The sequence below is a fragment of the Paranoxybacillus vitaminiphilus genome (genome assembly GCF_003259935.1).
GTDB lineage: Bacteria > Bacillota > Bacilli > Bacillales > Anoxybacillaceae > Paranoxybacillus > Paranoxybacillus vitaminiphilus.
This window is the reverse complement of the sequence record NZ_QLMH01000004.1, coordinates 123,782-143,172: the sequence shown is the minus strand read 5'-3', so window position 1 is coordinate 143,172 and position 19,391 is coordinate 123,782. Positions and strand designations below refer to the sequence as shown.

Annotated in this window: 16 protein-coding genes; 15 read left to right on the top strand and 1 reads right to left on the bottom strand. The window is 43.6% G+C overall.

Annotated elements, in window-relative coordinates; genetic code table 11:
• The first annotated feature begins 169 nt into the window (after positions 1–169).
• From B0I26_RS07190 to B0I26_RS07155, 8 genes are all read left to right on the top strand, one after another.
• The gene (locus B0I26_RS07190) at positions 170–1,351 is read left to right on the top strand and encodes an acetyl-CoA C-acetyltransferase (RefSeq protein WP_111644776.1); all 1,182 of its coding nucleotides are present in this window, start codon (positions 170–172) and stop codon (positions 1,349–1,351) included.
• A gap of 152 nt (positions 1,352–1,503) precedes the next feature.
• The gene (locus B0I26_RS07185) at positions 1,504–2,355 is read left to right on the top strand and encodes a 3-hydroxybutyryl-CoA dehydrogenase (protein ID WP_111644775.1); all 852 of its coding nucleotides are present in this window, start codon (positions 1,504–1,506) and stop codon (positions 2,353–2,355) included.
• A 35-nt stretch (positions 2,356–2,390) separates the two neighbouring features.
• Positions 2,391–3,524, top strand: a complete 1,134-nt coding sequence (locus B0I26_RS07180; RefSeq protein WP_111644774.1) for an acyl-CoA dehydrogenase — start codon at positions 2,391–2,393, stop codon at positions 3,522–3,524.
• A 12-nt stretch (positions 3,525–3,536) separates the two neighbouring features.
• The gene (locus tag B0I26_RS07175; RefSeq protein ID WP_111644773.1) at positions 3,537–4,676 is read left to right on the top strand and encodes an acyl-CoA dehydrogenase; all 1,140 of its coding nucleotides are present in this window, start codon (positions 3,537–3,539) and stop codon (positions 4,674–4,676) included.
• An 86-nt stretch (positions 4,677–4,762) separates the two neighbouring features.
• Positions 4,763–5,392 (top strand): TetR/AcrR family transcriptional regulator, encoded by a 630-nt coding sequence (locus B0I26_RS07170; protein ID WP_111644772.1) that lies wholly within the window; start codon positions 4,763–4,765, stop codon positions 5,390–5,392.
• A gap of 14 nt (positions 5,393–5,406) precedes the next feature.
• Positions 5,407–8,664: a fused isobutyryl-CoA mutase/GTPase IcmF gene (icmF, locus tag B0I26_RS07165; RefSeq protein WP_111644771.1), complete on the top strand. Its 3,258-nt coding sequence runs from the start codon at positions 5,407–5,409 to the stop codon at positions 8,662–8,664.
• A 259-nt stretch (positions 8,665–8,923) separates the two neighbouring features.
• Positions 8,924–9,478: a DNA-directed RNA polymerase subunit delta gene (rpoE, locus tag B0I26_RS07160; RefSeq protein WP_181502776.1), complete on the top strand. Its 555-nt coding sequence runs from the start codon at positions 8,924–8,926 to the stop codon at positions 9,476–9,478.
• A 202-nt stretch (positions 9,479–9,680) separates the two neighbouring features.
• The gene (locus B0I26_RS07155) at positions 9,681–11,276 is read left to right on the top strand and encodes a CTP synthase (protein ID WP_111644769.1); all 1,596 of its coding nucleotides are present in this window, start codon (positions 9,681–9,683) and stop codon (positions 11,274–11,276) included.
• 100 nt (positions 11,277–11,376) lie between these two features.
• On the opposite strand, the gene B0I26_RS07150 is transcribed toward B0I26_RS07155, so the two are convergent.
• Positions 11,377–11,904 (bottom strand): DUF2529 domain-containing protein, encoded by a 528-nt coding sequence (locus B0I26_RS07150; RefSeq protein WP_111644768.1) that lies wholly within the window; start codon positions 11,902–11,904, stop codon positions 11,377–11,379.
• Positions 11,905–12,082: 178 nt separating this feature from the next.
• On the opposite strand from B0I26_RS07150, the gene B0I26_RS07145 reads away from it, so the two are divergent.
• The 7 genes from B0I26_RS07145 to rpmE all read left to right on the top strand — a co-directional run bounded on the left by B0I26_RS07145 (position 12,083) and on the right by rpmE (position 19,096).
• Positions 12,083–12,451 carry a response regulator gene (locus tag B0I26_RS07145; protein ID WP_111644767.1) on the top strand — a complete coding sequence of 123 codons (369 nt, stop codon included), beginning with the start codon at positions 12,083–12,085 and terminating at the stop codon, positions 12,449–12,451.
• 231 nt (positions 12,452–12,682) lie between these two features.
• Positions 12,683–13,540 carry a class II fructose-bisphosphate aldolase gene (locus tag B0I26_RS07140; protein ID WP_111644766.1) on the top strand — a complete coding sequence of 286 codons (858 nt, stop codon included), beginning with the start codon at positions 12,683–12,685 and terminating at the stop codon, positions 13,538–13,540.
• A gap of 566 nt (positions 13,541–14,106) precedes the next feature.
• Complete coding sequence (fsa, locus tag B0I26_RS07135; RefSeq protein ID WP_111644765.1) at positions 14,107–14,751, top strand: fructose-6-phosphate aldolase; 645 nt, start codon at positions 14,107–14,109, stop codon at positions 14,749–14,751.
• Between the two features lie 161 nt (positions 14,752–14,912).
• Positions 14,913–16,196, top strand: coding sequence for a UDP-N-acetylglucosamine 1-carboxyvinyltransferase (locus B0I26_RS07130; protein WP_111644764.1), 1,284 nt, complete (start codon positions 14,913–14,915; stop codon positions 16,194–16,196).
• A 31-nt stretch (positions 16,197–16,227) separates the two neighbouring features.
• The gene (glpX, locus tag B0I26_RS07125; RefSeq protein ID WP_111644763.1) at positions 16,228–17,190 is read left to right on the top strand and encodes a class II fructose-bisphosphatase; all 963 of its coding nucleotides are present in this window, start codon (positions 16,228–16,230) and stop codon (positions 17,188–17,190) included.
• Between the two features lie 258 nt (positions 17,191–17,448).
• Complete coding sequence (rho, locus tag B0I26_RS07120) at positions 17,449–18,732, top strand: transcription termination factor Rho (protein ID WP_111644762.1); 1,284 nt, start codon at positions 17,449–17,451, stop codon at positions 18,730–18,732.
• Between the two features lie 163 nt (positions 18,733–18,895).
• The gene (gene rpmE / locus B0I26_RS07115) at positions 18,896–19,096 is read left to right on the top strand and encodes a 50S ribosomal protein L31 (RefSeq protein WP_027408040.1); all 201 of its coding nucleotides are present in this window, start codon (positions 18,896–18,898) and stop codon (positions 19,094–19,096) included.
• The last annotated feature ends 295 nt before the right edge of the window (positions 19,097–19,391 follow it).

Here is a 19,391-nt window from a genome sequence, read left to right as displayed (position 1 = left end):
ATAAATTTGAAGGGGGTTGACACTCTGCTTTTGGGTCAGCCCCTTACCATAACATTATAAATTGAGCGAACGTTCAGTCGATTTTGTAATCGCTTTCTTTAGAGTTCACATGTCTGAACGTTAGGCGTTGCCTAGTTCAACATATACATTTTTTAAAGGGGAGAGGGAAATGGGAAAAACGGTTATTTTAAGCGGAGTGCGCACTCCGTTTGGTAAATTTGGCGGCGGATTAAGCTCTTTAACAGCATCTCAATTAGGCGGGATCGCTGTAAAGGAGGCATTGCTGCGCGCTCAAGTAAAGGCAGAAGAAGTAGATGAAGTGATTTTAGGAACGGTGCTTCAAGGCGGTCAAGGACAAATTCCATCCCGGCAGGCAGCTCGTTATGCAGGAATTCCTTGGGAAGTTAAAACAGAAACAATCAATAAAGTGTGCGCATCCGGTATGCGCAGCGTTACGCTTGCCGATCAAATTATTCGCGCAGGCGACGAAGAAGTCATTGTTGCGGGCGGAATGGAATCAATGAGCAATGCTCCTTACTTGTTGCCGAAGGCGCGTTGGGGATTCCGCATGGGAGATTCAACAGTAAAAGACTTAATGGTATATGATGGGTTAACTTGCAGCTTTACGGGCGTGCATATGGGCAACTATGGGAGCCAAACAGCACAAGAGCTTGAAATTAGCCGACAAGAACAAGATGCCTGGGCATACCGCAGCCATCAGCGTGCCATTGCGGCCATTGAGTCTGGAAAGTTAGCGGAGGAGATCGTGCCGGTGGAAATTCCGCAGCGCAAAGGCGAGCCTCTTCTAGTTGAACACGATGAAGCGCCGCGCAAAGATACATCTCTTGAAAAATTAGCGAAACTTGCTCCTGTGTTTGACCCGACAGGAACGATTACGGCAGGAAATGCCCCTGGCGTCAATGATGGAGCGGCAGCGCTTGTATTGATGAGCGAAGAGCGGGCATTGCGTGAAGGAAGAAAACCGCTGGCAACGATTCTTGCTCATACATCGATTGCTGTTGAAGCAAAAGACTTCCCGAAAACACCGGGTCTTGTCATCAAAGAATTGCTAAGAAAAACAGGCAAAACAGCAGATGAAATTGATTTATTTGAAATTAACGAAGCATTTGCCGCAGTGGCGTTAGCAAGCATCAAAATTGCCGGGTTAGATCCGGAAAAAGTCAATGTCAACGGCGGTGCAGTAGCGCTAGGACATCCAATCGGTGCAAGCGGAGCACGCATTATTATTACGCTTATTCATGAGTTAAAGCGCCGCGGCGGCGGAATTGGCATTGCTTCTATTTGCAGCGGCGGCGGCCAAGGCGATGCGATTATGATTGAAGTTAACTAAAAATAGTAAGGCTGACCCGACAGCGAAGTGTCAGATCCCGCAACACAATAGATAAGATAGAGCATAACATTGGATCAATGAATTACGTGAGGTCAGACACTTATGGGTCAGCGCTATTGTTCAAAAAATATTCGTTGATGGGGGATGGGACAATGGACGTACAAAAAATGATGGTTGTTGGTGCCGGGCAAATGGGTTCTGGCATTGCCCAAGTTTGTGCCATGGCCGGATACGATGTTTTCTTGCACGACTTAAAACAAGAGTATGTGGATCGCGGACTTGCGACAATCACAAAAAATTTAACGCGTCAAGTTGAAAAAGGACGAATGACAGAAGAAGAGAAAGAAAGCATTTTAAATCGAATTACTCCTTCCCTTGACTTAAACAATGCAAGAAACATTGATTTAGTCATCGAAGCTGTTGTGGAAAACATGGAAGTGAAAACAAGTATTTTCTCCCAGCTTGACGAAATCGCTCCAGAGCATGCCATTTTAGCAACAAATACTTCCTCATTACCAATCACGGAAATCGCCGCAGCAACGAAACGGCCAGAAAAAGTGATCGGCATGCACTTTATGAACCCAGTTCCTGTCATGAAGCTTGTTGAAATTATTCGCGGCTTAGCAACAGCCGATGAAGTGTACCAAACAATCGAAGATATTACGCGCAAATTGAATAAAGTGCCGGTAGAAGTGAACGATTTCCCTGGGTTTGTGTCGAATCGCATTTTAATGCCGATGATTAACGAAGCGATTTATGCGTTATATGAAGGGGTAGCAACAAAAGAAGCGATCGATGAAGTGATGAAGCTCGGCATGAATCATCCGATGGGGCCTCTAACTTTAGCGGACTTTATCGGGTTAGATACGTGCCTCTATATTATGGAAACATTACATGAAGGATTTGGCGATGACAAATACCGTCCTTGCCCGTTGTTAAGAAAATATGTGAAAGCCGGCTGGCTTGGACGCAAAACCGGAAGAGGTTTTTACACATACGAATAACTCATGGCTAAATTCCAACAAAGAAGGTGGCATACGTGAATTTACGTTTTACAGAAGAACAAGAAATGATGCGGAAAATGGTTAAAGAGTTTGCAGAAAATGAAATTGCGCCGTTTGTTGAACGGATGGAAAAGGGAGAGTTTCCGCGCGAAATTTTAAAGAAAATGGCGGAGCTCGGTTTAATGGGAATCACCATTCCTGAACAATACGGCGGCGCGGGAATGGACTTTACTTCCTACATTATTGCGATTCATGAAATCTCAAAGGTCAGCGCGACTGTCGGCGTTATTTTATCCGTGCATACGTCTGTCGGCACAAATCCAATTTTATATTTTGGTACGGAAGAGCAAAAGCGAAAGTATGTGCCGAAATTAGCAAGCGGCGAATATTTGGGAGCGTTTTGCTTAACGGAGCCGGGGGCAGGTTCCGATGCAAAAAGCTTAAAAACGAAAGCGGTTCGCCAAGGTGATTACTATATTCTTAACGGCTCAAAAGTATTCATTACAAACGGCGGTGAGGCGGATACGTATATCGTCTTTGCCCGCACCAACCATGATGAACCGGGAAGCCGCGGCGTTTCTGCTTTTATTGTTGAAAAAAACACGCCTGGATTGATGATCGGCAAAGACGAGAAAAAGATGGGACTGCACGGTTCGCGCACAGTGCAAATTTCCTTTGAAGATGCAAAGGTACCGGCAGAAAATTTATTAGGCGAAGAAGGACAAGGCTTTAAAATTGCGATGGCTAACCTTGATGCCGGCCGCATCGGCATTGCCGCACAATCGCTCGGAATTGCGGAAGCGGCATTAGAACATGCGACCGCCTATGCCAAAGAGCGGATTCAATTCGGCAAACCGATTGCTGAACAGCAAAGTGTGGCATTTAAGCTTGCGGATATGGCAACGGCGGTTGAAGCCGCGAAACTGTTAGTGTACCGTGCCGCATTCCTGCGCTCTAACGGACTTCCATGCGGCAAAGAAGCTTCCATGGCAAAGCTGTTTGCTTCAAGAGCAGCGATGGAAAATGCGATCGAAGCGGTACAAATTTTCGGCGGGAACGGCTATACAGAAGACTACCCGGTTGAGCGCCTGTTCCGCGATGCAAAAGTTTGTGAAATTTATGAAGGAACAAGCGAAATTCAGCGCTTAGTCATCAGCAAACAGTTATAGGGGGATGGGGACATGAACTTTCAATTAACAGAAGAGCATGAAATGATACGAAAAATGGTGCGCGATTTTGCGAAAAATGAAGTCGCACCGACAGCGGCAGAGCGTGACGAAGAAGAACGATTTGACCGCGAGATTTTTAATAAAATGGCGGAACTCGGTTTAACAGGAATTCCTTGGCCGGAAGAATATGGCGGCATCGGCAGCGACTATTTAGCTTATGTCATTGCTGTGGAAGAATTATCAAAAGTATGCGCTTCTACAGGTGTTACGCTATCTGCACACATTTCTTTGGCAAGCTGGCCGATTTATAAGTTCGGTACGGAAGAACAAAAACAAAAATATTTGCGCGCATTAGCAACAGGGGAAAAGCTAGGGGCTTACGGCCTTTCCGAGCCGGGAGCGGGGTCGGACGTGTCTTCGATGAAGACAAGAGCGGTATTAGATGGCGATCACTATGTATTAAATGGCTCAAAAGTATGGATTACAAACGGCGGTGAAGCAGAAATTTATGTCGTGTTTGCCGTAACAGACCCAGAGAAGAAGCATAGAGGAATCAGCGCGTTCATCGTGGAAAAAGGCACACCGGGGTTCTCCATCGGTAAAAAAGAGAAAAAACTTGGCATCCGTTCGTCACCGACAACAGAGTTAATTTTTGAAGACTGCCGCATTCCGAAAGAAAACCTTCTTGGTCAAGAAGGAGAAGGCTTTAAAATTGCGATGATGACATTAGACGGCGGCCGCAACGGCATCGCGGCACAGGCCGTCGGTATTGCCCAGGGAGCATTGGATGCGGCAGTGGAATATGCAAAAGGACGCGTTCAGTTCGGCAAACCAATTATTGAACAGCAAGGTGTCAGTTTTAAATTGGCGGATATGGCAACGGCGATTGAAGCGGCCCGCTTGCTGACGTACCAGGCGGCATGGCTTGAATCAAACGGTCTGCCGTACGGAAAAGAATCGGCAATGGCCAAATTGTTCGCCGGTGACACGGCAATGAAAGTAACAGTCGATGCCGTACAAATTTTTGGCGGATACGGTTATACGAAAGACTATCCGGTTGAACGTTTCATGCGCGATGCAAAAATTACGCAAATTTATGAAGGAACACAAGAAATTCAACGTATTGTTATTTCTCGTATGTTAACCAAATAATGATTTGATCAATATAATGGGGCTGATCATCGCACAATAAATGTGAATATTGGAAAAGTCAGCCTCATCTTTTGTAGGTGATGACAATGAGCAAGCGTGAAGTACCGGCATCTGTTAAAGATGAGCGCCTTATTAAAAAAAGGCGTAACCAAATGATTAAAGGAGCAATTGCCCTGTTTAAACAAAAAGGCTTTCATCGTACGACGACAAGGGAAATTGCCAAAGCATCCGGCTTCAGTATCGGAACGCTTTATGAATATATCCGGCAAAAAGAAGATATTCTTTACTTAGTATGTGACCGCATTTACGATGAAGTGCGCGAGCGCATGGAAAAAGATATTGATACACATCAAGGTACTCTCGAAAGCTTTAAATTGGCCATTGCCCATTACTTTAAAGTGGTTGATGAATTGCAAGATGAAGTGCTTGTCATGTATCAGGAAGTGAAATCACTAAGCAAAGAATCTTTGCCATATGTGTTGAATAAAGAGCTGCAAATGGTTAGCATGTTCGAAAACATCTTGAAAAAATGTGTCGATAACGGAGTATTTCACTTAAATGAACAAGAAATTCGCTTATTTGCTCACAACATTTTCGTTTTGGGACAAATGTGGAGCTTCCGGCGTTGGGCATTACAAAAAATGTACACGCTTGATGAGTACATTGAGCTGCAAACGAACTTATTGTTAAAGGGGATTTTGGAGAATCGGTCATAAAAGGGGGAGAAGGTATGACGCATATTTATCGTCCGAAACATCACGTTCGCTTTGTAACAGCATCCAGCTTGTTTGACGGTCATGACGCATCGATTAATATTATGCGCCGCATTTTACAAGCCAGCGGTGCCGAGGTCATTCACTTAGGACATAACCGCTCTGTTGGGGAAATTGTCAACGCGGCGATTCAAGAAGATGTACAAGGGGTTGCCGTATCTTCCTATCAAGGCGGGCATATGGAGTTTTTTAAATATATGTATGACTTGTTAAAAGAACGCGGTGCGCCGCATATCCGTATTTATGGCGGCGGTGGCGGCGTCATTATTCCTAGAGAAATAAAAGAGCTGCACGAATACGGAATTGCCCGCATTTTCTCGCCGGAAGATGGCCGCGCCCTTGGGTTGCAAGGAATGATTAACGTCATGATGGAAGAGTGCGATTTTCCAACTGTCCGGGAAATTACTGACGAAATTGAACGGCTGCCGAAAGGGGATGTACAGGCGATCGCCCGCTTAATTACATTTTCAGAAAACCGCATTGACGCAGCAGAGGAAGCAGCGGCGACAGTCGAAAGCGTCATGGAAAAAGTGAAAGAACTGACAAAGCCGGTTCCGGTTGTCGGTATTACCGGTACGGGCGGTGCAGGTAAAAGTTCATTGACAGACGAGCTCATCCGCCGTTTCTTAAATGAAATTCCGGAAAAGAAAGTCGCGGTGCTATCTGTTGACCCAACGAAACAAAAAACAGGCGGGGCGCTTTTAGGTGACCGCATTCGCATGAACTCCATTAACTCGCCGCGCGTCTATATGCGCAGTTTAGCGACAAGAAATTCCCGTTCTGAGTTGTCACTTGCGATTAAAGATGCGATTAATATTGTCAAAGCAGCTGGGTTCGACTTAATCATTGTCGAGACAAGCGGAATTGGTCAAGGTGATGCAGCGATTACGGAAGTATGCGACATTTCCATGTATGTTATGACGAGCGAGTTTGGGGCACCGTCACAGCTTGAGAAAATCGATATGATTGACTATGCCGATTTAGTCGTCATTAACAAATTTGACCGAAAAGGCTCCGAAGATGCGAAACGCCAAGTGCAAAAGCAATATCAGCGCAGCCATCAGCTCTTTGATAAAGACTTATCAGAAATGCCTGTTTACGGTACAATTGCCAGCCAATTTAACGATCCGGGAACGAACACATTATTTGTTGCCCTCATTGATCTAATTAACAAAAAAGCAGGAACAAACTGGACGACAACACTCCAAAAAGTGGACCATGTCCAAAAACAAAACGTCATTATTCCGAATGAACGTCGCCACTATTTGCGTGAAATTACCGAAACGGTTCGCAACTATCATAAAAAGGTTGAACAACAAGTGAACATTGCGCGCCGCTTGTTTCAGTTAGAAGGTGCGATTGAAGCGGTGAAAGAGCGCGAGCGAAACGAAGAAATTCTTACTTCATTGGAAGCATTGAAACAGCACTGTGAAAATCAGCTGACTCCAGAATCAAAACAAATTCTTGCTTCTTGGGAGGATTTAAAAGCAAAATATGCAGCGGATCAATTTGTCACAAAAATTCGTGACAAGGAAATTGTTACAGAGCTGAAAACAAAAAGCTTATCCGGCTTGGATATTCCGAAAGTGGCACTTCCAAAATTTAAAGATTACGGCGAGATTTTGCGCTGGGTATATAAAGAAAACATACCGGGGTCCTTCCCGTTTACAGCGGGTGTGTTCCCATTTAAGCGCCAAGATGAAGATCCGAAACGGCAATTTGCCGGTGAAGGAACACCTGAGCGGACAAACCGCCGCTTCCATTATTTATGTAAAGATGATCCAGCAAAGCGTTTAAGTACAGCGTTTGATTCCGTTACATTGTACGGAGAAGACCCGGACTATCGCCCGGACATTTTCGGAAAAATCGGCGAAAGCGGCGTCAGCGTATGTACGTTAGATGATATGAAAAAGCTGTATAAAGGCTTTGATTTATGCGATCCATTAACTTCCGTTTCGATGACTATTAACGGTCCGGCACCAATTATTTTAGCAATGTTTATGAATACGGCTATCGATCAGCAAGTAGAAAAACGTGAAGCTGAGTTGGGCCGTCCGTTAACAGAAGCAGAATATGAAGAGGTAAAGGCATATACGCTGCAAAGGGTGCGCGGTACGGTGCAAGCGGATATTCTGAAAGAAGACCAAGGACAAAACACATGTATTTTCTCAACCGAATTTGCGCTGAAAATGATGGGAGACATTCAAGAGTACTTCATAAAAAATAAAGTGCGCAACTATTATTCTGTCTCGATTTCCGGCTATCATATTGCCGAAGCGGGAGCGAATCCAATTTCGCAGCTTGCGTTTACGTTGGCCAACGGCTTTACGTACGTCGAGTACTACTTAAGCCGCGGCATGCATATTGACGATTTTGCGCCAAACCTCTCCTTCTTCTTCAGCAACGGACTCGATCCGGAGTATACGGTGCTTGGCCGTGTGGCGCGCCGCATTTGGGCGATTGTCATGCGTGAAAAATACGGAGCAAATGAAAGAAGCCAAAAATTAAAATATCATGTTCAAACATCAGGCCGTTCGCTCCATGCACAAGAGATTGACTTTAATGATATTCGCACAACACTGCAGGCATTGATGGCGATTCATGACAACTGCAACTCATTGCATACAAATGCATATGATGAAGCGATCACAACGCCGACAGAAGAATCTGTCCGCCGTGCGATGGCGATTCAACTTATTATTACAAAAGAGCATGGCTTAACGAAAAACGAAAATCCATTGCAAGGCTCGTTTATTATTGAAGAGTTAACCGACTTAGTAGAAGAAGCGGTATTGAAAGAATTTGAACGGCTCAATGACCGCGGCGGCGTGCTCGGTGCGATGGAGATGCAATATCAGCGCGGAAAAATTCAAGATGAGTCGATGTATTATGAAATGAAAAAGCATAGCGGAGAGCTTCCGATTATCGGCGTGAACACATATTTAAACCCAAATCCGCCATCTGAAGAAGAATTGAATAAGATCCAGCTGGCGCGCGCTTCTTATGAAGAAAAAGAATTGCAAATTAACAATTTGCGCGCCTTCCAAGAGCGCAATAAAGATAAAGTAGACGAGGCGCTGAAACGCTTAAAGCATGTGGCAGTAAGCGGCGGCAATATTTTTGAAGAATTGATGGAAACAGTGAAAGTTGCCAGCCTTGGTCAAATTACAAAGGCGCTATACGAAGTCGGCGGTCAATATCGCCGCAACATGTAACGGCTGTCTCATAAGGGTCTGACCTCACGCTTCATCCATAATATATAGTGTTATTATCTAATGTTATTTCCTATATATTATGGTTGCGGGGTCTGACCCTTTACTTTTGCGAAACTGTAAAAAGAATTTTTCAGAAACTATTAAGAATGAGCTAGCATAAACTCAATGAAATTGTTTATAATGAATGGTATGTATTCTAATAGGAACACGATTTATTTGTCATAAAAGTTCCATTATACATAGAAGGGGAGTGCCTGAGTTGAGTTTGGAGCAATACTCTCAAGAAGAATTGCAAGAAATGTCATTCGTTGAGCTTGCTTACTTAGTACTGTCCGATAAAAGGGAAGCCGTGTCTTTTAAACAGCTGGTCGATGAAATTGCCGCTATTCTCCAGTTGTCAGAGGAGGAAGTAAAAGAGCGTATCGCGCAATTTTATACAGACTTAAACATTGACGGCCGTTTTATCTGTATTGGCGAAAACCGTTGGGGATTGCGCACATGGTATCCTTATGATCAAACGGAAGAAGAGACAGTACAGGTTGTTAGACCGAAGAAGAAGAAAAAAGCGCTTGATGAGTACGATGACTTTGATGATATCGATGAAGACGAACTTGAATATGATGATCTCGATGACTTTGAAGATGAAGATGACATCGATCTCGATGATGAAGATATAATCGATGATGAGTTTGATCTTGATGATGCAGACGAGTTCGATGATGAACTTCTGGATGATGAAGAGTTTGATTTAGGCGATGAAGATTTAGAAGAAGAGTTAGACATCGATGAGGAATCTGAAGAAGAGGAATTATAATTTTCTTGACTTTATATAGTGAACTATGTAGAATTTTATTTGGGCTCTTTAAAAAAGCTATTTATAAAAACATATATCGCTCCCTTACGTATTAAGTAAGCGGAGCGTTTTTTATTTTTGCCGTCCCCTATGAATATGAAATCGTTTTGTTTTGCGCACACTTTAATTGTTACATATATTTTTAGCAAGGGGGAAACAAGCGATGACAAAGTATATTTTCGTGACCGGCGGTGTTGTTTCATCTTTAGGAAAAGGGATTACTGCAGCCTCTTTGGGCCGTTTGCTGAAAAACCGCGGGTTAAATGTAACGATTCAAAAATTTGATCCATATATTAACGTTGACCCTGGAACAATGAGTCCGTATCAACACGGAGAAGTGTTCGTCACAGACGACGGTGCGGAAACGGATTTGGACTTGGGTCACTATGAACGTTTCATTGATATTAACTTAAATAAATATAGTAACGTAACGACCGGAAAAATCTACTCTACTGTTTTGAAAAAAGAGCGCCGCGGCGATTACTTAGGCGGTACGGTGCAAGTCATCCCGCATATTACGAATGAAATTAAAGAACGGGTATTTCGTGCGGGACGTGAAACAAATGCAGATGTGGTGATTACAGAAATTGGCGGTACGGTTGGTGATATCGAATCATTGCCGTTTTTAGAAGCGATTCGTCAAATTAAAAGCGATGTCGGCCGTGAAAATGTGATGTATATCCATTGTACGCTTGTTCCTTATATTAAAGCGGCTGGCGAAATGAAAACGAAGCCGACGCAGCACAGCGTAAAAGAACTTCGCAGCCTTGGCATTCAGCCGAACGTGATTGTTGTTCGTACAGAAATGCCGATGTCTCAAGATATGAAAGACAAAATTGCTTTATTCTGCGATATTGATCCGAAAGCGGTTATCGAAGCGCGCGATGCTGACACGTTGTATGCTGTTCCGTTAATGCTTCAAGAACAAAAATTAGACCAAATCGTCTGCGAACATTTAAAGCTGGATTGCAAAGAAGCAGATATGACAGAATGGAAAGCGCTTGTTGAAAAAGTGCGCAATCTTTCTAATAAAACCAAAATTGCGCTTGTTGGTAAATATGTAGAGCTTCAAGACGCATACATTTCCGTTGTTGAGGCGCTTCGTCATGCAGGTTATGCGTTTGATGCAGAAGTAGAAATTAAGTGGATTAACTCTGAACATGTCAATCGCGAAAATGTTGAAGAGCTATTAAAAGACGCTGATGGCATTCTTGTGCCGGGCGGCTTTGGCGACCGCGGCATTGAAGGAAAAATTGAAGCGATTCGCTATGCTCGTGAGAATAAAGTTCCGTTTCTTGGCATTTGCTTAGGAATGCAACTCGCTTCCGTTGAATTTGCCCGCAATGTTGTCGGCTTGAAAAGCGCTCATTCATCAGAAATTGATCCAAATACACCGCATCCGATTATCGACCTGTTGCCGGAGCAAAAAGAAGTCGAAGATTTAGGCGGAACATTGCGTTTAGGACTTTATCCTTGCAAGCTGACAGAAGGCACGCTTGCATTTGCGGCATATCAAGATGAAGTCATTTATGAGCGTCACCGCCACCGCTATGAATTTAATAACCAATATCGTCAAGTGATGGAGCAGCACGGTTTTGTCTTTTCCGGTACAAGCCCGGACGGCCGCTTAGTCGAAATTATTGAATTGAAAGACCATCCATGGTTTGTTGCCGCTCAATTCCATCCGGAATTTACCTCTCGTCCGACGAGACCGCAGCCGCTGTTCCGTGAGTTTGTGAGAGCATCGTTAAAACAGTAATAAGAAAAGGCTGACCTAAGGCAAAGTGTCAGACCCCGCAGCACAATATATTGTGAATGCACGTGAGGTCAGGCACTTATGGGTCAGCCCTTTTGTTGCCTCAATATTCATCTAAAATTTCTTTGATTGTAAACAGCAAGCCATAGTAGGCAAACAATGCGGTCATCACGGCTGGAAACCCAAAGCGGCTGCCGTCTTCATCGGGAATTAACGGTTTAACGAGTTTCGTGTCAATATGTACATCGACATAGTCTGCAAGTGAAGCATTCGCTTCATCTACAACGGCTGATAGACCGACGATCTGCAATCCTCTCTCTTTTAATTGCTGAGCTAAAGCAATCGCTTCTTTGTCATGTGAAAAGCGCGTAATTAATAAAATGCGATCCGTTTCATCCACATCGGCCATTGTTCCATTTTCAATCAGTTTCTTCGCTTTTGGCATCGGTTCTTGTCCCATTGTCGCTTCAAGAACAATCGCTTCCATTTCGTTAAAACCATGAAGAAAAATATGTCCGTCTCCAAAGAGTGCTTGAGCAAGCAGGCGTGCTCCATCTTCTAAATTAAATTCCTCTTGTTCGGCAATTTTTTTAAAATATCCGCTTAATTGTGTCATGAAAATTTTTAACATTGGCTAACCTTCCTTCTGTCTGATTTAAGTTATATTTAATTATAACAGGTGTAAAATACAAATGAGAAAAACAATAAAATTCGATAGAATTTGTCAATCATTATACTAAAAGACAGCAGGAAATTTTTGTTTTATTACGAATTAATACTTTATAGAAAATGGAATTGAGGTGTATGCCATGAGCAATAAAATTTTAATTGTAGACGATCAATACGGCATTCGTATTTTATTAAACGAAGTTTTTCAAAAGGAAGGATATACAACGTTTCAAGCTGCAAATGGTGTTCAGGCGTTAGATGTTGTTCAAAAACATTTGCCGGACCTTGTGTTATTGGATATGAAAATTCCAGGGATGGATGGGATTGAGATTTTAAAACGAATTAAGGCGATTAATCAAGATATTCGCGTCATTATTATGACAGCGTACGGAGAGCTGGATATGATTCAGGAGACAAAAGAATTAGGAGCGATTATGCATTTTGCTAAACCGTTTGATATTGACGAACTGCGTGCAGCGGTGAAAAAGCATTTGCCAATTATAACATAATGTTTTGTAAGACAGTTTTTTGTCTCCATCTGTGACTGTTTGTCGAACTTCAAGCGGTTTATATTGCTGTTTTTTCTGTAAGTTGGTATGCTTATAACGTATAGTATTTGTCGCATGTTTTCATACCGCCTTTCATACATATATTTTCTCATTTTCGGCATGCTACACATGACAGCAGCAAACGATTTTTTGGCAGAAAGGCGAAGCTAGATAGTAAGGGGGAACTTTACAATGCCTTTAGTTTCAATGACGGAAATGCTTAATAAAGCATTGGAAGGTAAGTATGCAGTTGGCCAGTTTAATATTAACAACCTCGAGTGGACACAAGCGATTTTAGCGGCAGCGGAAGAAGAAAAATCGCCTGTTATTCTCGGTGTATCCGAAGGTGCTGCGCGCTACATGAGCGGTTTCAAAACGGTTGTTAACATGGTCAAAGGCTTAATGGAAGACATGAATATCACTGTTCCGGTGGCGATTCACTTAGACCACGGCTCCAGCTTTGAAAAATGTAAAGAAGCGATTGATGCAGGCTTTACTTCTGTCATGATCGATGCTTCTCATCATCCATTTGAAGAGAACGTTGAAATCACATCAAAAGTAGTAGAGTATGCTCATGCCCGCGGCGTCTCTGTTGAAGCGGAGTTAGGCATCGTAGGCGGACAAGAGGACGATGTTGTGGCAGACGGCGTCATTTATGCTGACCCGAAAGAGTGTGAAGAGCTTGTGAAGCGGACAGGCATCGACTGCTTGGCTCCTGCGTTAGGCTCTGTTCATGGCCCTTATAAAGGAGAGCCAAAGTTAGGCTTTAAAGAGATGGAGGAAATCCGCGACTTAACGGGCGTTCCGCTTGTATTGCACGGCGGTACAGGCATTCCGACGGAACAAATTCAACGTGCGATTTCGTTAGGTACTTCCAAAATTAATGTAAATACGGAAAACCAAATGGCATTTACAAAAGTCGTGCGCGAATTGTTGGCGAAAGATGAAAAAGTGTACGATCCGCGCAAAATTATCGGCCCTGGCCGCGACGCCATCAAAGCGACTGTAATCGGCAAAATCCGCGAATTCGGCTCCTCAGGAAGAGCATAAGAAAAGCGGAAGCGCCCTGCTTAGCCGCGATGGGCAAATGTTCTTCCGGAGCAAGAAGTCGCTTTTTGACTTCGCTCCGGAAGGTTATTTGACCCCGAGCGGCTGGGCGCTGGAGCTAGACAAAAAGAAAAGCGGAGTCGCCGCGATTAGCTCTCGAAGCCAAATGTTCTTCGCCCGCAGAAGTGCTTGACACTTCGAGGGAGAAGGTTATTTGGCAGAGGAGAGCTAGGCGACGGAGCTAGACAAAAAGAAAAGCGGAGTCGCCGCGATTAGCTCTCGAAGCCAAATGTTCTTCGCCCGCAGAAGTGCTTGACACTTCGAGGGAGAAGGTTATTTGGCAGAGGAGAGCTAGGCGACGGAGCTAGACAAAAAGAAAAGCGGAGTCGCCGCGATTAGCTCTCGAAGCCAAATGTTCTTCCGGCAGAAGCACTTGCACTTTAGCTAATGCAGAAAAATTAAAAATATAATAAAGAAACCGCACTGTTGTGACGAATAACTTGTCACATCAGGGCGGTTTCCTTTTCATTTGTTAATAATAAAAGCTTAGAAATAGGAGGATGTTTATTATGAAATTTTTTATTGATACCGCCAATATCGAGGAAATAAAAAAAGCAAATGAGTTAGGGATTTTAGCAGGCGTGACAACGAACCCAAGCCTTGTTGCGAAAGAAAACGTATCTTTTCATGACCGCCTTCGCGAAATTACAGCCATTGTTTCCGGCTCTGTGAGCGCTGAAGTCATTTCCACAACCGCTGAAGAAATGATTAAAGAAGGAGAAGAACTTGCGAAAATTGCTCCAAATATCACGATTAAAGTTCCGATGACCCCAGACGGCTTAAAAGCAGTAAAAACGTTCAGCGAAAAAGGAATTAAAACGAACGTTACGCTTATTTTTAGTGCCAATCAAGCGCTTTTGGCAGCACGCGCCGGCGCAACATATGTTTCCCCATTCCTCGGCCGTTTAGACGATATTGGTCATAACGGTTTAGAATTGATTTCAACGATCGCAGAAATTTTTAATATCCATGGTATTGACACAGAAATTATTGCTGCCTCTATCCGTCACCCGCTTCACGTCACAGAAGCAGCGTTGAGAGGTGCACATATTGCCACTGTGCCGTATAAAGTGCTCATGCAGTTATTTCATCACCCATTGACAGATCAAGGCATCGAGAAGTTTCTAGCTGACTGGAATAAGCAAAATCAATAATAAATCAAAACAGTGAATTTTGTTAAAACCGCTTACATGATTTATACATTTTTGTGTAAACTAAAGAAGTAGATACTAATTTTGTTGCGTTATTTTTGTGTGGGAAAAATTACCGGTTGCATCGTGTAAACGCAGTTATCTTCGCTGGAAGGGAGACTATAATGGAAAAGTTAAAGATCGCTGGCGGCTATCCTTTAAGAGGAACCGTAAGAGTGAGCGGAGCAAAAAACAGTGCTGTTGCTTTAATTCCAGCTACGATCCTAGCCGAATCGCCCGTCACGATTGAAGGATTGCCGGATATTTCAGATGTTCGCGTTTTAGGAGATTTAATTGAAGAAATAGGCGGAACATTTGATTTTGATGGGAAAGAGGCAACAGTGGATCCGACGAATATCGTGTCTATGCCTCTTCCAAACGGAAAAGTGAAAAAATTGCGCGCTTCTTATTATTTAATGGGAGCCATGCTCGGGCGGTTTAAAAAGGCTGTTGTCGGTTTGCCCGGCGGATGTCATTTAGGACCTCGTCCGATTGACCAGCACATTAAAGGGTTCGAGGCGCTTGGAGCAAAAGTAACGAACGAACAAGGCGCAATTTATCTGCGCGCGGATGAACTGCGCGGCGCCCGCATTTATTTGGACGTGGTAAGCGTCGGAGCGACCATAAATATTATGTTGGCAGCGGTACGTGCAAAAGGGCGCACCATTATTGAAAACGCAGCAAAAGAACCGGAAATTATTGATGTTGCCACCCTTTTATCCAATATGGGCGCAAAAATTAAGGGGGCGGGAACGGACGTTATTCGCATTGACGGTGTTGAAAAGCTGTCCGGCTGCCGTCATTCCATTATCCCTGATCGTATTGAAGCTGGAACGTTTATGATTATCGGTGCCGCGATGGGCGAAGAAGTTGTTGTCGACAATGTCATTCCTCAGCATGTCGAATCATTAACAGCGAAGTTACGCGAAATGGGAGTACGGGTTGAAACGAGCGATGATCAAATTTTAGTGACTGGAACGAAAGAGTTAAAGGCAGTTGATATAAAAACGCTCGTTTATCCGGGATTTCCTACTGATTTGCAGCAACCGTTTACCGCCCTTTTAACAAAAGCAAATGGGACAAGCATAGTAACAGATACGATTTACTGTGCCCGCTTTAAACATATTGATGAATTGCGAAGAATGAACGCTAACATAAAAGTGGAAGGTCGTTCGGCCATTGTTACCGGTCCTACACAGCTTCAAGGAGCAAAAGTGAAAGCTAGTGATTTGCGTGCCGGTGCGGCTCTTGTAGTGGCTGGCTTAATGGCAGAAGGAATTACGGAAATTACAGGTCTTGAACATATTGACCGCGGTTATTGCAATCTAGTGGAAAAGCTGAACGGTTTAGGCGCAACGGTTTGGCGCGAGAAAATGAGCGACCAAGAAATCGAACAAATGCAAAATTGATGTGAATAAAGGGGAAGAGGGAGAAATCATCATGGAAAGAAGCTTATCAATGGAACTTGTTCGTGTGACAGAAGCTGCTGCATTAGCATCTGCGCGCTGGATGGGGCGCGGGAAGAAAAATGAGGCAGACGAGGCTGCTACTTCGGCAATGCGCGATGTTTTTGATACAGTGCCGATGAAAGGAACGGTTGTGATCGGTGAAGGGGAAATGGATGAAGCACCGATGTTATATATTGGGGAGAAATTAGGGACAGGTTACGGTCCGCGTGTCGATGTAGCTGTCGATCCGCTTGAAGGAACAAATATTGTTGCTTCGGGCGGATGGAATGCGCTTGCTGTCGTTGCCGTTGCCGATCATGGCAATTTGCTTCATGCCCCTGATATGTATATGGAGAAAATTGCTGTCGGACCGGAAGCAGTTGGCATGATTGATATTAATGCGCCTATTATCGATAATTTAAAAGCGGTTGCAAAGGCAAAAAATAAAGATATTGAAGATGTTGTGGCGATCGTATTGAACCGTCCTCGCCATGAACGAATTATCGCCGAGCTCCGCCAGGCCGGTGCCCGTATTAAGCTGATTAATGACGGAGATGTAGCCGCTGCGATCAATACGGCATTTGACCATACAGGTGTCGATATTTTATTTGGCTCCGGCGGCGCCCCTGAAGGAGTCATAGCTGCAGTTGCTTTAAAATGTTTAGGCGGCGAAATTCAAGGAAAACTATTGCCGCAAAACGATGAAGAATTGGAGCGCTGTAAAAAAATGGGGTTGGACGTAAATAAAGTATTGCGTATGGAGGACCTTGTGAAAGGAGACGACGCGATTTTTGCCGCGACGGGTGTAACGGATGGAGAATTGCTGCGCGGAGTCCAATTTAAAGGCGCTTATGCCGAGACCCATTCCGTTGTTATGCGCGCCAAATCCGGCTCTGTCCGCTTTATTGAAGGACGTCATAATTTAAACAAAAAACCAAACTTAGTCATCAAATAATTTTAAAATTTTTGCGGGGTGTGCCTATCACCTCGCCTATTTTTGCTTTTAAAAAAATAAAATATATATTGATTAAAAAACGGTAAAAAGGGTAAAATAGTCATGTTGTGCTTGCATAAATAACAAGCTCTGCTATTCTGCTTCCATTGCAATAAACCTTCTTTATCTTCTTTCATTCCATCCATAGTGATTTCATCAATATAAAACTCGCATTAACAATGGGAGGAAAACTAAAAATAGTAAAAGAGTGGTGTAGAAATGGATTTAACAATTGCTACTTTAGAAAATATGAAACTGAAAGAGCTTTATGAATTAGCTCGTCAGTACAAAATTTCGTATTACAGTAAACTAACAAAAAAAGAATTAATTTTTGCGATTTTAAAAGCACAAGCAGAACAAGACGGACTGTTATTTATGGAAGGCGTTTTGGAAATTATACAATCAGAAGGATTCGGTTTCTTAAGGCCGATTAACTATTCGCCAAGCTCTGAGGATATTTATATTTCTGCCTCTCAAATTCGCCGTTTCGATTTGAGAAATGGTGATAAAGTATCCGGAAAAGTGCGCCCACCAAAGGAAAACGAGCGTTATTACGGCTTGCTTCACGTTGAAGCGGTTAACGGAGAGGATCCAGAAATCGCTAAAGAACGTGTTCACTTTCCAGCATTGACTCCGCTTTATCCAAATCGCCAAATGAAATTAGAAACAACGCCAGACAAACTGTCAACGAGAATTATTGATTTAATTGCTCCGATCGGTTTTGGTCAGCGCGGTCTCATTGTAGCGCCGCCGAAAGCGGGTAAGACGACGTTATTAAAAGAAATTGCCAACAGTATTACAACGAATCATCCTGAGGCAGAGTTGATTGTCCTTCTCATTGATGAACGGCCTGAAGAAGTAACAGATATTGAGCGTTCTGTCGATGCAGATGTTGTTAGCTCCACGTTTGACGAAGTGCCGGAAAACCACATTAAAGTAGCGGAACTTGTGTTAGAGAGAGCGATGCGTCTTGTGGAACATAAGCGCGATGTGATCATTTTAATGGACAGTATTACTCGATTGGCCCGTGCTTATAACTTAGTCATTCCGCCAAGCGGCCGCACGCTTTCCGGGGGGATTGATCCGGCTGCGTTCCATCGCCCAAAACGATTTTTCGGGGCCGCGCGCAACATTGAAGAAGGGGGCAGCTTGACGATTTTGGCGACAGCGTTAGTTGATACAGGGTCAAGAATGGATGACGTTATTTATGAAGAATTTAAAGGAACAGGCAATATGGAACTTCATCTTGACCGTTCGTTGGCAGAAAAGCGCATTTTCCCTGCCATTGACATTCGCCGCTCCGGCACACGCAAAGAAGAGCTGTTAATTCCGAAAGAACATCTTGATAAACTTTGGGCGATCCGCAAAACAATGTCCGATACGCCGGATTTCATTGAAAGATTTTTAAACAAATTAAAGCAAACGAAAACAAACGAAGAATTTTTCGAAATGCTTGATGAGGAATGGAAAGGGCTAAGCGCCACAGCAGCAAAGCGAATTTAAAGCAATCTTTGCTGCCATGAAAAAACAGGGAGTTGCAAAAAGAGATACGGCTTGTTATAATTTTACCATGTGTGTTTTGATAAAACGTGAGAAGATTATCTTGCTCACAAATGAATATATAACTCTGTTTCGAAAAGATTCAGGGCGGAAGGAGATGAAAAGAATGAAAGCAGGAATCCATCCAGAGTACAAAAAAGTAATGGTAAAATGCGCTTGCGGAAACGAATTCGAAAGCGGTTCTGTTAAAGACGAAGTGCGCGTTGAGATTTGCTCTGAGTGCCATCCATTCTATACAGGACGTCAAAAATTCGCTTCTGCTGCAGGACGTGTAGATAAATTCAACAAAAAATACGGCTTGAAATAAGAAAGGTGTAGTCGCCGCGATTAGCTCTCGAAGCCAAATGTTCTTCGCCCGCAGAAGTGCATAACACTTCGAGAGTGAAGGTTATTTGGCAGAAGAGAGCTAGGCGATGGAGCTGGACAATAAAAAAAAGCGGAGCCGAGCGTTTAACGCCGAAGGAAAATGTTCTTCCGACGAGAAGTACTTGTCACTTCGAGGGAGGAAGGTTATTTTCCAGAAGGCGTTGCGAGGCGAGCTAGACAATAAAGAAAAGCGGAAGCGGCCTGCTTAGCCGCGATGGGCAAATGTTCTTCCGGAG

Excerpts from the sequence above, each read along its gene's own strand:
- fsa (WP_111644765.1), top strand. The coding sequence starts at position 14,107 with ATGAAATTTTTTATTGATACCGCCAATATCGAGGAAATAAAAAAAGCA.
- B0I26_RS07130 (WP_111644764.1), top strand. The coding sequence starts at position 14,913 with ATGGAAAAGTTAAAGATCGCTGGCGGCTATCCTTTAAGAGGAACCGTA.
- B0I26_RS07175 (WP_111644773.1), top strand. The coding sequence starts at position 3,537 with ATGAACTTTCAATTAACAGAAGAGCATGAAATGATACGAAAAATGGTG.
- B0I26_RS07190 (WP_111644776.1), top strand. The coding sequence starts at position 170 with ATGGGAAAAACGGTTATTTTAAGCGGAGTGCGCACTCCGTTTGGTAAA.
- rho (WP_111644762.1), top strand. The coding sequence starts at position 17,449 with ATGGATTTAACAATTGCTACTTTAGAAAATATGAAACTGAAAGAGCTT.
- B0I26_RS07185 (WP_111644775.1), top strand. The coding sequence starts at position 1,504 with ATGGACGTACAAAAAATGATGGTTGTTGGTGCCGGGCAAATGGGTTCT.
- B0I26_RS07145 (WP_111644767.1), top strand. The coding sequence starts at position 12,083 with ATGAGCAATAAAATTTTAATTGTAGACGATCAATACGGCATTCGTATT.
- glpX (WP_111644763.1), top strand. The coding sequence starts at position 16,228 with ATGGAAAGAAGCTTATCAATGGAACTTGTTCGTGTGACAGAAGCTGCT.
- B0I26_RS07155 (WP_111644769.1), top strand. The coding sequence starts at position 9,681 with ATGACAAAGTATATTTTCGTGACCGGCGGTGTTGTTTCATCTTTAGGA.
- icmF (WP_111644771.1), top strand. The coding sequence starts at position 5,407 with ATGACGCATATTTATCGTCCGAAACATCACGTTCGCTTTGTAACAGCA.
- rpmE (WP_027408040.1), top strand. The coding sequence starts at position 18,896 with ATGAAAGCAGGAATCCATCCAGAGTACAAAAAAGTAATGGTAAAATGC.
- B0I26_RS07150 (WP_111644768.1), bottom strand. The coding sequence starts at position 11,904 with ATGTTAAAAATTTTCATGACACAATTAAGCGGATATTTTAAAAAAATT.
- B0I26_RS07170 (WP_111644772.1), top strand. The coding sequence starts at position 4,763 with ATGAGCAAGCGTGAAGTACCGGCATCTGTTAAAGATGAGCGCCTTATT.
- B0I26_RS07140 (WP_111644766.1), top strand. The coding sequence starts at position 12,683 with ATGCCTTTAGTTTCAATGACGGAAATGCTTAATAAAGCATTGGAAGGT.